The organism is Microbacterium sp. Bi121, from assembly GCF_918698005.1.
Classification (GTDB): Bacteria; Actinomycetota; Actinomycetes; order Actinomycetales; family Microbacteriaceae; genus Microbacterium.
In genome coordinates, this window is the sequence record NZ_CAKKLJ010000003.1 from 292,280 (window position 1) to 308,214 (window position 15,935).

A 15,935-nucleotide genomic window follows, 5' to 3' on the forward strand; every position below is an offset into this window, starting at 1 on the left:
GTTGCCGAGACAAGGGCGTTTCGACATGTAGTTGCCGAAGCAAGTAAATGCGACGGCGGAACAACAGACGAAAGGCATCACCATGACTGCGATCACCGTCATCGGAACCGGAAACATGGGCCAGGCCATCGCCGGCATCGCCGCGAAGGGCGGAGCGAGCGTGCAGATCCTCGCGCGCGACCTCGAGAAGGCCGGTACGGCCGCAGCATCCGTCGGTGCGACCGCCGGCGTCGTCGGCGACGCGATCTCGGGTGAGATCGTCGTCCTCGCCGTGCCGCACCCGGCACTGGCCGAGCTCGCGGAGACCTACGGCGACCAGCTCGCCAACAAGGTCGTCGTCGACATCACCAACCCCGTCGACTTCGCCACGTTCGACGGACTCGTCGTGCCGGCCGACTCCTCGGCCGCGGGCGAGCTCGCCGCGCTGATCCCCGGCGCGAAGGTCGTGAAGGCCTTCAACACCAACTTCGCCGCGACCCTGGCGGCCGGCGAGCTCGGCGGCGAGCCGACCGTCGTGCAGATCGCCGGTGACGACGAGTCCGCGAAGAACCTTCTCGCCGGCGTCATCACCGCAGCGGGCCTGAAGGTCGCGGATGCGGGTGCGCTCAAGCGCGCACGTGAGCTCGAGGCCCTCGGCTTCCTGCAGATGGTGCTCGCCGTGCGCGAGCAGATCGGCTGGACCGGCGGGTACGCCGTCCGCGCCTGATCGCGTGGTGCGGGGTACCCTCGTCGGATGGACGACTGGACCCCGCACCGCCGCGACGACGGCGAGCTGCTCGGCTGGATCCACCCGTCGGGCGACGCCTGGGTGGCCGTGGACGTCTTCGGCCGTACGGTGTCGGATGCCGTCGACTGGCTCGTCGCCGAGGAGGCACTGGAATCGCACGGCCTCGCGTGGCTCGCCGAGCCGTGGATGCTCGAGGACGAAGGCCGTCCTGTACGGGTGCGCATCGTCGAGGTCACACCGGATCATGACGGCATCCCCGGCCGCATCGTCGTGAAGACCGAGGACTACGGCGACGTCGCGCGCCCGGCATCCGAGCCGATCGTGCTGCCCTGGCCGCTCCCCGACCGCCTGCGTCCGCCGCAGCCCGGCGACCCCGACGGCTACACGTTCGGCTGACCCGGACCGGAGTCCTCAGCTCGGAAGTGAAGGGTGCCGTTCGAGGGGCCGGATCTTCGGGATGAACAGCGACAGCACCAGAGCGATGATGCCGGCGATGATCGCCAGCCAGAAGCACATCTCGAACGCTTCGTGAGTGGGCACGGCAACACCGTCGACGTCGATGCTCATCGCGGCGAGCACGCCGCCCATGACGGCAGAGGCGCTCGAGGTTCCCACCGAGCGGAACAGGGCGTTGAGGCCGTTCGACGCTCCCGTCTCGTTGGATGGCACCGAGCGCATGATGATCATCGGCATCGCAGCGAACGTGAACCCGATGCCAACCCCGATGATCGCGTTGGCGATGAGGATGTGGATCCACTCCGATGACCAGATCAGCACGTAGCCGTAAGCCAGGACGATGGCGGCCGAGCCGGCGGTGAACAGCGGCCGCGGGCCGATCGTGCGCTCCAGCCAGCCGGACAGCGGCGAGATCACCATCATGACGAGCCCGGCGGGCATCACGATGAAGGCCGCCGTGATCATGTCGAGCCCGAAGCCTGATCCCGTCTCGACGGGCAGCTCGAGCATCTGCGGGAACGTGACGTTGGACGAGAACAGAGCGAAGCCCATGCCGATGGCTGCGATGTTCGTCAGGAGCACCGCGGGGCGGGCAGCCACGCGCAGATCGAGCAGAGGATCCTTCGTCCGCAGCTGATACCAGCCCCACAGCAGCAGCATGAGCACACCGCCGATCACCAGGCTCAGGCCGACCGGCGACGTCCAGCCCCACTGGGCCCCGCGCGAGACGTAGAGCAGCAGGCCCGTCAGGCCGATCGCCAGACCGATCGCGCCGATCACGTCGAGGCGACCGGGGGAGAGCAGCACGTCCTCCGGCACGAACAGATAGACCAGCACCAGCCCGGCGACGCCGAGTCCGGCGGCGAGCCAGAACAGCGAGTGCCAGTCGGCGTTCAGGGCCAGATAGGCCGCCAGCGGCATCCCGAGAGCGCCGCCCACGCCCATCGTCGCGCTCATGAGCGCCACGGCGGTGCCGAGGTGCTTCGGGGGAAGGATGTCGCGCATGATCGCGATGCCGAGCGGGATCACGCCGGTGACACCGCCCTGCAGCGCGCGTCCGATGATCACGCCGACGATCGACCCGGAGAGCGCCGCGATGACGGAACCGATGATGAGCATGATCATCAGCACGACGACGACGCGGCGCTTGCCGTACATGTCGCCGAGGCGACCGGAGATCGGGGTGGCGATCGCCGCCACGAGCAGCGTGATCGTGACGACCCAGGTGGTGTCCTCGCGGGATGCGTTCAACAGCATGGGCAGCTCGGCCTGAAGAGGCACGACGAGCGTGAACATGAACGACGACGCGAGTCCGGCGAAAGCGAGGACGGCGACGGTCAGAGCCCGGTTGGGGGTTCGCGAGAGGCGTTTCCTGGCTCTATCGTCGCTGTCTCCCACCTGTCCAGGCTAGCGGTGGATTCCGCAGAAGGACGCAGAGGGGGCAGACTGGGTGCGTGCGAACCATCCGTGACCTCGACACCGTTGAACTGATCATCGACGCGCAGAGCCTGCTGGATTCGATCCGCGGACCAGAGCGCGTCATCGACGCCGGTACGCTGCGCGCGCTGCAGCAGTCTGGCAACTACGTGGTCGGCCTGTTCGACGACGAGGGCGGCCAGGAGCGGATGGTCGGTGCATCCATCGCCTTCTTCGGCGTGCCGGCTCGGCGCCGGATGCACTCGCACATCACCGCTCTGCTGCCCGACTATCGCGGCCGCGGCTGGGGGCGCGAGCTCAAGGAGCACCAGCGCCAGTGGGCGTTCTCTCGAGACGTCGGCGGCATCACGTGGACGTTCGACCCGCTCGTGGCACGCAACGCCCACTTCTTCCTCACTGTGCTGGGCGCCCGCGTCACCGGGTACTCGGTGAACAACTACGGCATCTTCGGCGGCGGGGATGCCGGCGACGAGAGCGACCGGCTGGATGTCGAGTGGGCCCTCGCCGACATCGCCAAGCCTCCGGCGCCTGACGCCGTCGTCGAGACGCTCGAGATCCCGTCCGACGTCGAGGCCATGCGCGCATCCGATCCGGATGCCGCGCACGAGTGGCGCACGCGTCTGCGCGGCGAGATGGAGCAGCTGCTCGGTCGCGGGCTGCGTATCGCCGGATTCGACGTCGAGCGCGGCTACCTGTTCACCGAATGAGCGCGATGAGCGGGCAGACACCAGCAGAGTCTCCGTTCCACTCCCGGCTGCCGATCGGTGAGCGGCTGGATGCCTCGGCGCTGACCGAGGGTCTGCCCTGGGCGTTCGACGAGATCAGGATGCGACCGCTCGAACCGATGCTTGTGCCCGAGAATCCACGCGGCGGCGAGATCGATCGATCCACGTGCGGACCGTGCGCACCCTCGGAGAACACGATCTGGCACGACGACCTGTGGCAGGTCTACGCCTCTCCGGAGCCGAGCGGGCTGCCGTTCATCGCGGCGCTCTCGCCTCGAGAGCATTGGCTGCTCGAGGACGCTCCGATCGACGTGCTCGCAGCGCTCGGTCCTCTCATGCAGCGGATGTCCGAGGCCGTGAAGACCATCCCCGGCGTTGCGCGTTGCCACTTCGGTCGCTGGAACGACGGCTCCGCCCATCTCCACATGTGGGCGCTTGCCCGCCCGGCCGGCATGATGCAGGGGCGCGGAGCGGCGCTCGCCTTCTGGGATGACGTGCTCCCGCCCATGCCGCAGGAGATGGCCCAGGAGCACGTTCGCATCGTCGCCGAGTCGCTTGCGGCAGGCGGAGGCGTGGCGTTTCCGCACCGCTGAGCGTCCGCTCCGGGTCATCGAGGGAGTAGAAGGCGAGACGAAACGCCACAGTGGTACCAATCAGTGCGGTGACTGGTACCATCGGGACCATGGCGATGAACCTTCGATTGAGGGACGACGCGGCAGCGGCGCTGCGCGCCGAGTCGGAGCGCACGGGGCGCAGCCAGCAGGAGATCCTGAGGCTGGCCGTCGACGAGCATCTCGGGCTCGCCGGTTCCGCACGACCGACGCCGTACCCCGACTGGGTGACACCACCGGAACGCCCTTATCGGTCGGTCAAGCCGATTCTTCATCTTCCGAAGGGCATGACGACGGCCGACCTCCTCGATCGGGAAGACCGCATCTGACGTGCTGATCTACGTCGACACGAGCGCGGTGCTCAAGCGGGTGTTCGAAGAGAACGAATCCGACGCGCTCGGGCGAGCGATAGACCAAGCGGTGGCCGACGGCGATCGGCTGATCTCCTCGACCTTGACGCGGGTCGAGTTGGCGCGCGGCATCCGTCGGCGTCTCGACTTCGAGCCCCGCGATCGATTGACGTCGGCGTTCGAGCTGGCGACCGGAGACATCGCGTTCGCGCCCATGTCGTCTCCGATCGTCGAGAGTGCCCGAGTCATCGGGCCCCCGGCTCTCCGATCGCTCGACGCGATCCATCTCGCCACGGCGATCGCGGTCGGTGCCGGCGAGGTCTGGACGTACGACGATCGTCTCGCCGCGGCATCCGAGGAGATGGGGATCGTCGCGCGGATGCCGTCCTGACCTCCCTCACGTGGGGCTGATCGACAGCAGGGGCGCGGATAGGATTGGAATGCCCATGTTCCTGGGCGCATTCCCCGCCGCATCCGACCATTGGAGCCACCATGGCCGAACAGTCCCGCCTCGATAAGGTCATCAGCCTCGCCCGCCACCGCGGGTTCGTGTTCCAAGCAGGTGAGATCTACGGCGGTTCGCGCTCTGCGTGGGACTACGGCCCCCTCGGCACCGAGCTGAAGGAGAACATCCGTCGGCAGTGGTGGCAGACCTTCGTTCGCGGACGCGGCGACATGGTGGGCCTCGACTCCAGCATCATCCTCCCCAAGCGCGTGTGGGAGGCCTCCGGCCACGTCGCGACCTTCACCGACCCGCTCGTCGAGTGTCTGAACTGCCACAAGCGCTTCCGCGCCGACAATCTCATCGAGGACTTCGAGGCGCGCAAGGGCCGCAAGGCCGAGAACGGCCTCGCCGACGTGCCCTGCCCGAACTGCGGCAACAAGGGCCAGTACACCGAGCCGAAGGCGTTCTCGGGTCTCGTGAAGACCTACCTCGGCGTCGTCGATGACGAGTCGGGCCTCTACTTCCTGCGCCCCGAGACCGCTCAGGGCATCTTCGTGAACTTCTCGAACGTGCTCACCGCGAGCCGCAAGAAGCCGCCGTTCGGCATCGGCCAGGTCGGCAAGGCGTTCCGCAACGAGATCACGCCCGGTAACTTCATCTTCCGCACCCGCGAGTTCGAGCAGATGGAGATCGAGTACTTCGTTCCGCCCGCCGAGGCGCAGGAGTGGTTCGAGCACTGGGTCGAGGCATGCTGGGCCTGGTTCGAGGACCTCGGCATCAACACCGACAACATGCGTCGCTTCGACGTGCCGGAGGACGAGCGGGCGCACTACTCGGCCGGAACCATCGACTTCGAGTACCGGTTCGGCTTCCCCGGCAAGGAGTGGGGCGAGCTCATGGGTGTCGCCAACCGCACCGACTACGACCTGTCGAGCCACTCCGAGGCATCCGGTCAGAGCCTGACGTACTTCGACCAGGCATCCGGTGAGCGGTACACGCCGTACGTGATCGAGCCGTCGTTCGGCCTGACCCGTTCGATGATGGCGTTCCTCGTCGACTCCTACGTCGAGGAGGAGGTGCCCAACGCCAAGGGCGGCACCGACACTCGCACGGTACTCAAGCTCGACCCGCGTCTCGCGCCGGTCAAGGTCGCTGTTCTTCCGCTGTCGCGCAACGAGCGTCTCTCGCCGCTGGCGCGCGAGGTCGCCGACTCGCTGCGCGGACGCTGGGCGATCGACTTCGACGACGCCGGAGCGATCGGACGCCGCTACCGCCGTCAGGACGAGATCGGCACCCCGTTCTGCGTCACGGTCGACTTCGACTCGCTCGACGACAACGCGGTGACCGTGCGCGACCGCGACACCATGGCGCAGGAGCGGGTCTCCGTCGCTGAGCTGAACGACTACCTCGCGGAGCGTCTGAAGGGCGCCTGACCCCATGTTCGCGCCGAGGCCCCGTCTTCGCGCCGAGACCCCGTCTTATCCGCGCACGCAAGACGGGGCATCGGTGGCAAGACGGGGCCTCGACGTGCGGAGACATGGGGGAGGATGCTGCGTCCCGCCGCTCCATGGGACGATGGCAGGGTGGAGACGACGACTTTCACCGCGACCGACGGCTTCCCGCACACCGCTCTGGTGGGGGTGACCGGCCCCGAGCAGCCCATCGCTGTGCAGGGCGACCCGCACGCCGTGCTCGCGCTGGCTTCGGTGTCGAAACCGCTGTCGGCCTGGGGAGTGCTGATCGCCGTCGAGTGCGAACTCGTCGATCTCGATGAACCGGCGGGTCCCGAAGGCTCAACACTGCTCAATCTGCTCGACCACACCAGCGGGCTGCCGTTCGAGGGCGAGCAGACGCAGGCTGCGCCAGGCACGCGCCGCATCTACTCGAACGCCGGATTCGATGCGGTCGGGGCGCACGTCGCCGCCGCTGCGGGCATGCCCTTCGACCAGTGGATGGCGCGCGAAGTCGCCGGTCCTCTGGGCATGCGGGACATCGAGCTGACCGGGCGTCCCTCCGCCGGGTACCGGGCCTCGATCGACGACCTGCTGATCTTCGGACGCGAGGTGCTCCGACCGACGCTCATCCCGGCTGAGCTGCGCGACCTCGCGCTCATGGTCTCGCAGCCGGGTCTTCGCGGTGTCGTCCCCGGCTACGGCTCGTTCGACGACAACCAGTGGGGGCTGGGGTTCGAGCTCAAGGGCACGAAGAGCCCGCACTGGCTCGCCGACTCGTTCCCGCCGGAGACGGCCGGGCACTTCGGCGGGCAGGGGAGCTTCCTGTTCATCGACCGCACTCGCGATCTCGCCGCGGCTTTCCTCTCGGGGGTCGCCTTCGGCGAGGATCACAAGCGGATCTGGCCGTCGCTGACCGAGGAGATCGTCACGCGCTACGGCAGCCGCTGATGCCCGGCATCGAGACCCCGTCTTCGTATCGAGCCCCCGTCGTGCGCACGAACGTAAGACGGGGGCTCGATTGCAAGACGGGGGCTCGGCGCCAAGACACGGGGGCTCGGCGCCAAGACACGGGGCCTCGACGGCAAGACACGGGGCCTCGACGGCAAGACACGGGGGCTCGGCGCCAAGACGGGGGCTCGACGAGCCGATGCCGCGCTCAGTCCTGGACGGTGATGCGGGCGTAGTCGTCCCCGCCGCCCTCTGTCCACGCCAGCACATCCTCGAGGACAGGACGCAGAACGTCGAGGTCGACCTTCTCGAGATCCTTGATGTAGAGGCACCCGGCGCCGACGGTGTGCGGACCGAGGTTCGCGAGCGCCTCACTGTGCCGGTCGGTGCTGTCGAGGTACAGCGTCGACGCGCCCTTGCGCGGGGCGAACGCGAGCACGGGCATGTCGCCCTCATTGCCGGTGGGGTAGCGGTAGTGGCAGCTGCCGAAGCCGATGATGGTGCCCCACAGTTCCGGTTCGCGGCCGGAGATCTCCTGCAGCAGAGCTGTGAGCGTCTCGGCATCCCGTCGCCTCGCGGCCGGCGTCACGTCGGCGATGAAGGCTCCGACGCTGCCTCCGGTCTTCTTCATGGCTTCGCGGTCTTCGCTGCGGCCTTCATCGCCCTCTTGTGCTCGCGCACCTTGGTCAGCGACTCCGGCGAGACGATGTCGGCGACGCTGCGATACGCGCCATCGTCGCCGTAGGGGGCGGATGCCTCACGCCAGCCGTCACCCGTGAAGCCGTACTGCTTGCCCAGCAGCGCCAGGAAGATCTTCGCCTTCTGCTCGCCGAAGCCGGGGAGAGCCTTGAGCCGGCGGAGCACCTCCAGCCCATCGGGATCGCCCGTCGTCCAGAGCGCTGCGGCATCGCCGCCCCACGAGTCGACGAGCTCCTGGCACAGCGTCTGAACGCGGGCGGCCATCGAGCCGGGGAATCGATGCACCGAGGGGGTCTGCTTGAACGCCTCGAGGAACTTCTCCGGATCCATGGCGGCGATCGCCGTGGCATCCGCTGCCCCGGTGCGCTGCTCGATCTTGAGCGGACCGGCGAACGCCGTCTCCATCGGAACCTGCTGATCCAGCAGCATCCCGACCAGGAGGGCGAGCGGGTTGTCGGTCAAGAGTTCGTCGGCTGCCGGGTCGCCGGTGATGTGCAGGGCCATACCTCCAGTCTGGCACTCGGAGCACCAGACCATGCCAGTGGTTCGCCGCTGTCCTATGTTTGAACCATGAGGGCCACCTTCAGCGTTGCGATCGTCGACGACCATGCGCTCGTCGGTCTCGCCATCGGCCCGCTCATCGAGAGCTCGCGCGACCTGGTGTTCCTCGGAACTGTGCCTTCGGTCGCCGCCCTCAGGCAGGCGGATCTGCATCCCGATCTCGTCGTGCTCGACCTCATGCTGCGCGACGGGACAACGCCGGCCGAGAACGTGCAGTGGCTGCAGGAGCGCGGTTCTCAAGTGCTCGTGCTCACCTCGGGGGAGGATCGGTTCCTCGTCAGAGCTGCTCTGCGCACGGCAGCGCTCGGCGTCGTCCGAAAGTCCGCCCCACCGGCCGCGATCCTCTCGGCGATCGAGCGAGCAGCCCGGGGTGAGCCGCTCGTCGACGCGGAGTGGGCCGTGACGGTCGACGCCGACCCCGAACTCGAGAGCGCTCCTCTGACCGACCGCGAACGCGATGTCCTCGCCCTGTACGCCTCCGGCATCGGGGCGAAGCAGGTCGCGGCGCAGCTCGGGATCAGCGAGAACACCGTCAACGACCACCTCAAGCGCATCAAGGTCGTGTACCAGCGCCTCGGTCGCGCGGCGCCCACCAAGGTCGAGTTGTACCGTCGGGGCGTCGAAGACGGATACCTGCCCATGCCCGGGCGGCCATGATCGGGGCCGGCGACGTCTCCGAGGAGTCCGAGACCGACCCCGACTCGGCGGATTCCGCGCCGACGGATCGTCACGAACTGCTCGCGGCGCGCCTGCTGACAGCGGTCAACGGTGCGCTCGCCGCAGCGGCGGCGCTCGGCGTGCTCACCGTGGTCGTCCAGCAGAATCCGGCGTCGTACCCGCCGTTCTTCCAGGCGATCATCGCCGCGGTCTATGCTCTCGTCGTCGTCGTCGCACTGCTGGCCCAGGTGAGCAGTCGCCGCACGATCGCCGTGCTCAACGGTGTCGTCTGCTCTGCATACCTCGCTCTCGTCGCGCTCGCCTGGCCGGTCCTCGCCCTGAGCGGCGCGGCCCCCAGCGGGCAGCTCCTCTGGCTGCTCACGGTGATCTCGATTCCTGTTCTCGCCGGTGTCATCGCCTGGGGGCAGGCGGGCGGATGGATTGTCCTCGGCGCCCTCGGAGCGTTCATCCCATTGCTGCGCTTCGCGATGGCGGACTTCTCGGCGAACGCGACCGCCAACAACGTGCAGGCATTCGCCACGGCCGTGCTGCTGGGCGCGCTCGCCGGGGGAACGCTCGCCCGGGCCCAGCGAGCGGATGCCACGGCCGCCATCGCCCGCGACGCGGCGGCCCGCGAGGCTGAGCTCGCAGCGCGCCGAACGGTGGACGCACGAGCTCAGGCGCTCGTTCACGATGAGGTGCTGGCGACGCTCGGATTCGCTGCTCGTGCGACTCCCGAGATGCTGCCGGTGCTCGCCTTTCAGGCCCGTCGCGCTCGGGAGGCACTGAACGCGTTGGCTAGCCCCCCGACCGAGGCTGTCGGCGCCGCCGCGTTCCGCGGAGGGCTGCAGGAACTCGCCCGAGTACACGGTGCGCACTTCACCGACGCCTCGACTCTGGATGGACGAGCGACCACCGACGTCCCGGCCGATGTCGCCGCAGCGATGACGGGTGCCGCGAGGCAGGCGCTGATCAACACCAGGGCGCACGCCCCCGACAGCGAGAGCAACGTGACGCTGACGCGGATCGGAGACGGCATCCGGGTCGAGGTCAGCGACGACGGGCCGGGGTTCGATCGCGATGCGGTCGCTCCCGGCCGGCTCGGAATCGCGGTCAGCATCCTGGCACGGCTGCGAGCCGTCGGCGGCAGAGCCGACGTGCGTTCCTCGCCGGGAACGGGCGTCGTGGTCGATGCCCGGTGGCGGCCGGCGCCGAGCACGCGACCCGTCGAGGCGGCGCCGATGGGTTTGTTGGGCGCCAGAGACATGCGTCTGGCCGGTGCGCTTCTGGCCGCCGGTCCCATCCTGCTCGCCGTGTATTCGTTCACCTGGCTCCGCCAACCGATCCCAGCGGTCGCCGCAGGCGTGGCTCTCGCCGCGGCGTTCATGATCCTGTCGTGGCGCGCGGGACGCGCGGGAAACGCGATCGTCGTCATCACCTCCGCACTCGCCGTCGCCGCCGTCTGCACGATGTTCGCCGGGGTCGCCGTCCCGGACACCGCGACGGCCCCCACGTTCGCCGGCATGTGGCCGTTCGTGGGTGCTTCGCTCGTTCTCGGGATGCTGTGCTTTCGCGGGCGCCCCGTCGCTGCCCTCGCGCTGCTCGTTCCGATCACGGTGCTCATGGTCCTCTCCACCGTGCCCGGCCCCTATCCGGAGGCCCGCGCGGGGGCCGCGCGGGCCGTGGTGATCGTGGCGGCGGCCGCTGCGCTCGCGGTCTCGGTGTATGTGCTCGGTCGTCACCTCGACCGCGACAGGGCCTCTGCGCTCCGTGCGAGCAGCGATCGAGCCTGGCTCGCTGAAGTGACGGCGCGTGCGCGCGAGAAGGTCGCACGGTTGGATGAGACGGTGGGGCCGCTGCTGAACCGCATCGCCGAGGGCACTCCGCTCACCGATGCGGAGATCCGTCAGTGCCTCGTCCACGAGGGGCGATTGAGGGACGGCTATCGAGCCGGACGCCTCGACTGCCCTAAGGTCGCGGATGCCGCCGCACGGGCCCGCGCGCGCGGCGTCGACGTCGTGCTGATCGACGATGTGATCGACCGCGAGATCGACGGTGAGCGACTCGAACGCCTGCGGAGCTGGCTCGTGGTCGAGCTCGATCGGGCCGTCGGAAGCTTCATCGCACGCATCCTTCCTGCCGGCCGCGATGCGCTTGCCACGGCATCGTCGGATGCCTCGTCCACCCGTTTTGGTGGCTGAAAGACCTACTGCTTCTAGACAAAGGTCTATATCGTCGTAGTCAGCGATGAGGGCTGGCGTTGTTCCCGCAGGGGACACCCGAAACGCAGGTCAGCATCGATTGCTGGGGGCGGGGCCGAGCCGGTGACCAAGAAACACAGGACGCCGGATCAGCCGTCAACGACCGAAACGAAGCCGCGGTCGATGGGGGTGGCGCTCGGGCATGGCGTGGGTGCGGGTGTACTGGGGATGCTCGCACTCACAGCCGTGCTTGTGGCCGGCGTTCCGCTCGCCACCGGCGCGAGCGCGTTCACGATCATGGATCGATCCATGGAACCCGCGCTGCCGCCGGGGACGCTCATCGTGACGCGGCCTGTGGACGCACCTCGCCTCGACGTCGGAGACGTCATCGCCTTCACGATCGACTCATCCGAGCCGACAGTGATGACGCGACGCGTCGTCGACCTCGACCGCACGGTCGGCGGATCCGTGCTCACCCGTGGGGACGCCACCGTGACCTCGGTGATCGTCGCGCCGGAGCAGATCCTCGGCCGGCTCTGGTACAGCGTTCCGCTGCTCGGCTGGGTGAACATCGCGGTGACAGGGCCGCTCCGTGCAGCCCTCGTCCCCGCTGTCGCCGCGGCCATCTGCGCCTACATCGCGTGGACCGTCATCGCGCGGGCACGTCGGCGTCGCAGAGCCCGGTGAGGAGCACGCGGACCAGGCTCAGGCCGATGCGGCCGCTTCGTCCGCGGCCGACTCGGCAGGGGCGATGCCGTAGATCGTCTCGAGCGCCGCGACGAACTCCGCACCGCGGCCGTCGGCGGCGAGCTCGTGGGCGCGAGTCGTCGGCGTGTGCGTGAGGACACCGGCCAGGTGGCGCATGGCCTGTTCGACCTTGCCGTCCTCGTCGCCGCGGGCACGAGCACGATCGATCTCCGCCTCCATGAGCGCGAAGATGTGCGAGCGGAACGCGACCACCGCTGGGGTCACACTCTGACGATCCCCGACGACGTTGAAGGTGTCGGCGGCGTCGCGCACGACGGAACGGGCGGCATCGGTCGCCTGCAGCTCGTCGAGCGGTGCGTGCAGCCGGATGGTCTCGAGATCCAGCAGGGCGACGCCCTCGAGCTGCGCGACCGCCGGGTCGACGTTGCGCGGCATCCCGAGGTCGATCACGAGCTGCGATCCGGCCGCGGCTCCCGAGCCTGTCGAAGGGCCCATCGGGCAGCCGACGGCGGTCAGCGCTGCCGGTGCCTGGAGATGCTCCGGCCCGAGGACCGGCTCTTCCGCGGCGTTCGTGCAGGTGATCAGCAGCGACGACCCGGACGCGACGCGTGCGTAGTCCGCATCGGAGACGGCCGTGATGCCGTGCTTCTTCGCGAAGAGTTCAGCGCGGCCGGACGGCGAGTAGACCGAGATGTCGATGGCGCCACGCTCGCGCAACGTGGCCAGGGTGACGGCCGCGTAGGCGCCGGTGCCGACCAGCAGCACCCGCTCGGCGGCCCAGTCGGCGATACGGCTGTCTGCGAGCTCGAGTGAGAGGCGCACGAGCGAGCGGCCGGCGCGACCGAGGGCCGTGACGTTCTTGACCTTGCGCTGCGCCTGGCTGGCGCGCTGGAACAGCCGCTCGAGCTCGGGCGATGTGGTGCCGTCCTTGCGTGCTTCGGTCAGCGCGCGTCGCACCTGACCGGCGATCTCGCCCTCGCCTGGGACGACCGACTCCAGCCCTGAGGCCACCGCGAACAGGTGCTCGGCGACCCGGCGGCCGGAGTGCACGGCGTACGCGCCGTCGAGCTCTGCGGTGGGGATGCCGGTGGACAGCTCGATCGCCTCGAGCACTGCTTCGACGCCGACGGCCCCGGCAGCGGTCACCGGCTCGTCGACCTCGACGTAGGCCTCGAACCTGTTGCACGTGGAGAGCACAACGGCCCCCTGCACGCACGAAGCGAGCCGAAGCAAGTTCGGGGCGACGTCGTCAGGGGTGCGGCTCAATCGTTCGAGCATGTCGAAGGAGGCGGTCTTGTGACTCGCCGTCACGCACAGCAGCACGTCGGCTATCTTACGCCGTCGTCCGTAGAGGAGGCTGACAGGCGGTTCATGAGCGCCGGATGGGAGGATGGAGACATGTCTTCCACGAACTCTCCGCTCCTGCGCGCACTCGCCGGAGATCGCCCAGAGCAGACCCCTGTCTGGTTCATGCGCCAGGCCGGACGCTCGCTGCCGGAGTATCGCGAGCTGCGCGTCGGCACGCGGATGCTGGATGCCTGCCTCACCCCTGATCTCGCGGCCGAGATCACCCTGCAGCCGGTTCGCCGGCACAAGGTGGATGCTGCCGTGTTCTTCAGCGACATCGTGATCCCGCTGCGACTGGCCGGCGTCGACGTCGTGATCGAGCCGGGCCGCGGCCCTGTGTTCGCCGAACCGGTGCGCACCCGCGCCCATGTCGATCGCATCACGGCGATCGATCCAAACGGTTTGGACACGACCGCGATAGCCGAGGCGGTGCGCATCGTCACCGACGAGCTCGGCGACACCCCGCTGATCGGATTCGCCGGTGCGCCGTTCACGCTCGCCGCGTACCTCGTCGAGGGCGGCCCGTCGAAGGAGCACCTTCGCGCGCGCGCCATGATGCACACCGACCCCGAAGCATGGGACCGGCTGGCCGGCTGGCTCTCGCGCGTCTCGCGCCGGTTCCTCGAAGCGCAGCGCGACGCGGGGGCTGCGACGGTGCAGCTGTTCGATTCGTGGGCAGGCTCGCTGAGCCCTGCCGACTACCGTGCGCACGTCGCCCCGCACTCGAAGGCAGCGGTCGAGGGCCTCGGCCTGCCCGTGATCCACTTCGGTGTCGGCACCGGACCCTTCCTCGCCGACATGCGCCTGGACGGTGCGGCATCCGCCGTCGGCGTCGACTGGCGACAGCCGCTCGACGAGGCCGCCGGAATCCTCGGCCAGGACGTCACCGTTCAGGGGAACATCGACCCCGCCATGCTGCAGGCGCCGTGGGAGGTCCTCGAGGCTCACGTCCGCGAGGTCATAGAACGAGGCAAGGCTGCTCGCGCGCACATCCTGAACCTCGGTCACGGCGTCCCTCCCGAGACCGACCCCGACCAGCTCACCCGTATCGTGGAGCTGGCCCACTCATGAGCGACGACCGCACGGCAGACCTCGCCGCGCGGGCGGCGCACCGCCACATCGTCGTCATCGGCGGCGGCATCGGCGGGCTCGTCGCAGCGCGCGAATGCGCCAAGGTCGGCATGCAGGTGACGTTGCTCGAGGCGGCGGACGAGCTCGGCGGTGCGATCCGCCGGGCGGACCTCGACGGCGTGACGGTGGATGCCGGCGCCGAGAGTTACGCCACCCGCGGCGGTTACGTTCGCGATCTCCTCGACGAACTCGGACTGTCCGACCGCATCGTCACGCCGAACCCTGCAGGAGCCTGGCTCGTCGGAGCACCCGGTGCGGATGCTGCGCCGCTGCCCAAGGGCGGCATCCTCGGTATCCCGGCGAACCCGTTCGCCGACGACGTGCGCCGGATCATCGGCTGGGGAGGCGCCTGGCGCGCCTATGTCGATCGCCTTCGGCCGCCGCTGACGATCGGGCAGGAGCGCAGCCTCGGAGCTCTCGTCGCGAAGCGCATGGGCGCCAAGGTGCGCGACCTGCTGGTCGCCCCGGTCACGGCCGGCGTCTATTCGGCTGACCCGGACGACGTCGACACGGAGGTCGCGGCCCCCGGTCTGAACGAGGCGCTCACCCGTGCGGGTTCCCTGTCCGGCGGCGTCGCGCAGCTGCTCGCAGACCGTGCCGACCGTGCCAAGAAGGCTCCGGGTTCTGCGGTCGAGGGGATCGCGGGCGGCATGAGTCTTCTCGTCGATGCGCTCGCTGCGGATCTCGGCGAGCTCGGTGCTGTCATCAGAACAGGTGCGGCAGTGGACGCCATCGCTCCCGCCGGAGAAGGCTGGATCGTGACGGTTCCCGTCGCATCGGATGACGACGTGGATGCCGTCCAGCACAAGACCCTCGAAGCGGATGCCGTCATCGTCGCGACCGCAGAACCCGCTGCCCGCCGTCTGCTGGAGTCCCATGTCGACGGCCTCGGCGACCAGGGCGAGGCGCCGCAGATCGAGATCGTGAGCCTGCTGCTCCACGCGCCGGCGCTGGATGCCGCGCCCCGCGGAACGGGCGTGCTCACGGTTCCCGGCAGCCACACGGCCAAGGCGCTGACGCACTCGAGTGCCAAGTGGGGCTGGGTGCTCGAGTCGGCCGGCGGCCGCCACGTCGTGAGGGTCTCGTTCGGTGCACAGGGCGAGCCAGCAGCCACCGCCGCACTCGATGACGACGCTGCGGCACGCCTGGCGCTGAGCGAAGCATCCGCGATGCTCGGCGTCACGCTGCCGGAGTCCGCGCTCATCGCAGCGCACCGTGCCCGCTTCACGCAGTCGCAGCCCGCATCGCTCATCGGAGCCGCGACCCGGCGCCGTGAACTGCGGGCGGCAGTGGAGCGGTCCGTGAGCCTCGGCGCCGTCGGTGCCTGGCTGTCCGGCACCGGGCTGGCGCAGGTCGTTCCCGACGCGACCGCCGAGGCCGACCGTGTCCGCCGCGCGCTCCTGTGGGGTTCGGACGGCCACCTGTCAACCCCCTGAGGTATAGATGCCGTTTTCGGCATATGGCGTTACGCTTGAGCC

General features: G+C 69.1%; 17 protein-coding genes. 13 read left to right on the forward strand and 4 right to left on the reverse strand.

Going from position 1 to position 15,935, the window contains the following annotated elements; translation table 11 throughout:
- Positions 1–82: 82 nt before the first annotated feature.
- The gene (locus LQZ87_RS06385) at positions 83–706 is read left to right on the forward strand and encodes an NAD(P)-binding domain-containing protein (RefSeq protein ID WP_230102629.1); all 624 of its coding nucleotides are present in this window, start codon (positions 83–85) and stop codon (positions 704–706) included.
- Between the two features lie 27 nt (positions 707–733).
- Entirely contained in the window at positions 734–1,123 is a 390-nt protein-coding gene (locus LQZ87_RS06390; protein WP_230102630.1) for a hypothetical protein, read from the forward strand.
- Between the two features lie 15 nt (positions 1,124–1,138).
- On the opposite strand, the gene LQZ87_RS06395 is transcribed toward LQZ87_RS06390, so the two are convergent.
- Complete coding sequence (locus LQZ87_RS06395) at positions 1,139–2,524, reverse strand: MFS transporter (RefSeq protein WP_290368254.1); 1,386 nt, start codon at positions 2,522–2,524, stop codon at positions 1,139–1,141.
- Between the two features lie 113 nt (positions 2,525–2,637).
- Between LQZ87_RS06395 and LQZ87_RS06400 the strand changes: the two genes are divergently transcribed.
- The 6 genes from LQZ87_RS06400 (at position 2,638) to LQZ87_RS06425 (ending at position 7,153) form a co-directional block, all read left to right on the forward strand.
- A complete protein-coding gene (locus LQZ87_RS06400; protein ID WP_230102632.1) occupies positions 2,638–3,327 on the forward strand; it encodes a GNAT family N-acetyltransferase in 690 nt (229 codons plus the stop codon).
- Between the two features lie 5 nt (positions 3,328–3,332).
- Positions 3,333–3,938 carry a hypothetical protein gene (locus LQZ87_RS06405; RefSeq protein WP_230102633.1) on the forward strand — a complete coding sequence of 202 codons (606 nt, stop codon included), beginning with the start codon at positions 3,333–3,335 and terminating at the stop codon, positions 3,936–3,938.
- Positions 3,939–4,027: 89 nt separating this feature from the next.
- Positions 4,028–4,285, forward strand: a complete 258-nt coding sequence (locus LQZ87_RS06410) for a ribbon-helix-helix protein, CopG family (protein WP_230102634.1) — start codon at positions 4,028–4,030, stop codon at positions 4,283–4,285.
- Between the two features lies 1 nt (position 4,286).
- Positions 4,287–4,697 (forward strand): type II toxin-antitoxin system VapC family toxin, encoded by a 411-nt coding sequence (locus LQZ87_RS06415; protein ID WP_230102635.1) that lies wholly within the window; start codon positions 4,287–4,289, stop codon positions 4,695–4,697.
- Positions 4,698–4,798: 101 nt separating this feature from the next.
- Positions 4,799–6,184, forward strand: a complete 1,386-nt coding sequence (locus LQZ87_RS06420; RefSeq protein WP_230102636.1) for a glycine--tRNA ligase — start codon at positions 4,799–4,801, stop codon at positions 6,182–6,184.
- Positions 6,185–6,334: 150 nt separating this feature from the next.
- Positions 6,335–7,153 carry a serine hydrolase domain-containing protein gene (locus tag LQZ87_RS06425; RefSeq protein ID WP_230102637.1) on the forward strand — a complete coding sequence of 273 codons (819 nt, stop codon included), beginning with the start codon at positions 6,335–6,337 and terminating at the stop codon, positions 7,151–7,153.
- 208 nt (positions 7,154–7,361) lie between these two features.
- On the opposite strand, the gene LQZ87_RS06430 is transcribed toward LQZ87_RS06425, so the two are convergent.
- Positions 7,362–7,784 (reverse strand): DUF1801 domain-containing protein, encoded by a 423-nt coding sequence (locus tag LQZ87_RS06430; RefSeq protein ID WP_230102638.1) that lies wholly within the window; start codon positions 7,782–7,784, stop codon positions 7,362–7,364.
- A complete protein-coding gene (locus LQZ87_RS06435) occupies positions 7,781–8,356 on the reverse strand; it encodes an HhH-GPD-type base excision DNA repair protein (RefSeq protein ID WP_230102639.1) in 576 nt (191 codons plus the stop codon). Before LQZ87_RS06435 ends, LQZ87_RS06430 begins: the two co-directional genes overlap by 4 nt.
- 66 nt (positions 8,357–8,422) lie before the next feature.
- Here LQZ87_RS06435 and LQZ87_RS06440 point away from each other — a divergent pair, with 66 nt between their 5' ends.
- From LQZ87_RS06440 to LQZ87_RS06450, 3 genes are all read left to right on the forward strand, one after another.
- The gene (locus LQZ87_RS06440) at positions 8,423–9,070 is read left to right on the forward strand and encodes a response regulator transcription factor (protein ID WP_230102640.1); all 648 of its coding nucleotides are present in this window, start codon (positions 8,423–8,425) and stop codon (positions 9,068–9,070) included.
- On the forward strand, positions 9,067–11,271 hold the full coding sequence (locus LQZ87_RS06445) for a sensor histidine kinase (protein WP_230102641.1): 2,205 nt from the start codon (positions 9,067–9,069) through the stop codon (positions 11,269–11,271). The genes LQZ87_RS06440 and LQZ87_RS06445 overlap by 4 nt, the downstream gene beginning before the upstream one ends.
- A gap of 183 nt (positions 11,272–11,454) precedes the next feature.
- Complete coding sequence (locus LQZ87_RS06450) at positions 11,455–11,958, forward strand: S26 family signal peptidase (protein WP_230102642.1); 504 nt, start codon at positions 11,455–11,457, stop codon at positions 11,956–11,958.
- A gap of 18 nt (positions 11,959–11,976) precedes the next feature.
- Here the strand turns inward: LQZ87_RS06450 and LQZ87_RS06455 are convergent, their stop codons facing one another.
- Complete coding sequence (locus tag LQZ87_RS06455) at positions 11,977–13,302, reverse strand: glutamyl-tRNA reductase (RefSeq protein ID WP_230102643.1); 1,326 nt, start codon at positions 13,300–13,302, stop codon at positions 11,977–11,979.
- Positions 13,303–13,377: 75 nt separating this feature from the next.
- On the opposite strand from LQZ87_RS06455, the gene hemE reads away from it, so the two are divergent.
- Both hemE and hemG read left to right on the forward strand, forming a co-directional pair.
- Positions 13,378–14,397, forward strand: coding sequence for a uroporphyrinogen decarboxylase (hemE, locus tag LQZ87_RS06460; protein WP_230102644.1), 1,020 nt, complete (start codon positions 13,378–13,380; stop codon positions 14,395–14,397).
- Complete coding sequence (gene hemG, locus LQZ87_RS06465; RefSeq protein WP_230102645.1) at positions 14,394–15,893, forward strand: protoporphyrinogen oxidase; 1,500 nt, start codon at positions 14,394–14,396, stop codon at positions 15,891–15,893. The genes hemE and hemG overlap by 4 nt, the downstream gene beginning before the upstream one ends.
- Positions 15,894–15,935: the final 42 nt, after the last annotated feature.

Bases quoted from the DNA above. Each gene is read 5' to 3' on its own strand.
- LQZ87_RS06385 (WP_230102629.1), top strand. From the start codon at position 83: ATGACTGCGATCACCGTCATCGGAACCGGAAACATGGGCCAGGCCATC.
- LQZ87_RS06390 (WP_230102630.1), top strand. From the start codon at position 734: ATGGACGACTGGACCCCGCACCGCCGCGACGACGGCGAGCTGCTCGGC.
- LQZ87_RS06405 (WP_230102633.1), top strand. From the start codon at position 3,333: ATGAGCGGGCAGACACCAGCAGAGTCTCCGTTCCACTCCCGGCTGCCG.
- LQZ87_RS06410 (WP_230102634.1), top strand. From the start codon at position 4,028: ATGGCGATGAACCTTCGATTGAGGGACGACGCGGCAGCGGCGCTGCGC.
- LQZ87_RS06420 (WP_230102636.1), top strand. From the start codon at position 4,799: ATGGCCGAACAGTCCCGCCTCGATAAGGTCATCAGCCTCGCCCGCCAC.
- LQZ87_RS06430 (WP_230102638.1), bottom strand. From the start codon at position 7,784: ATGAAGAAGACCGGAGGCAGCGTCGGAGCCTTCATCGCCGACGTGACG.
- LQZ87_RS06435 (WP_230102639.1), bottom strand. From the start codon at position 8,356: ATGGCCCTGCACATCACCGGCGACCCGGCAGCCGACGAACTCTTGACC.
- LQZ87_RS06440 (WP_230102640.1), top strand. From the start codon at position 8,423: ATGAGGGCCACCTTCAGCGTTGCGATCGTCGACGACCATGCGCTCGTC.
- LQZ87_RS06445 (WP_230102641.1), top strand. From the start codon at position 9,067: ATGATCGGGGCCGGCGACGTCTCCGAGGAGTCCGAGACCGACCCCGAC.
- LQZ87_RS06450 (WP_230102642.1), top strand. From the start codon at position 11,455: ATGGGGGTGGCGCTCGGGCATGGCGTGGGTGCGGGTGTACTGGGGATG.
- hemE (WP_230102644.1), top strand. From the start codon at position 13,378: ATGTCTTCCACGAACTCTCCGCTCCTGCGCGCACTCGCCGGAGATCGC.
- hemG (WP_230102645.1), top strand. From the start codon at position 14,394: ATGAGCGACGACCGCACGGCAGACCTCGCCGCGCGGGCGGCGCACCGC.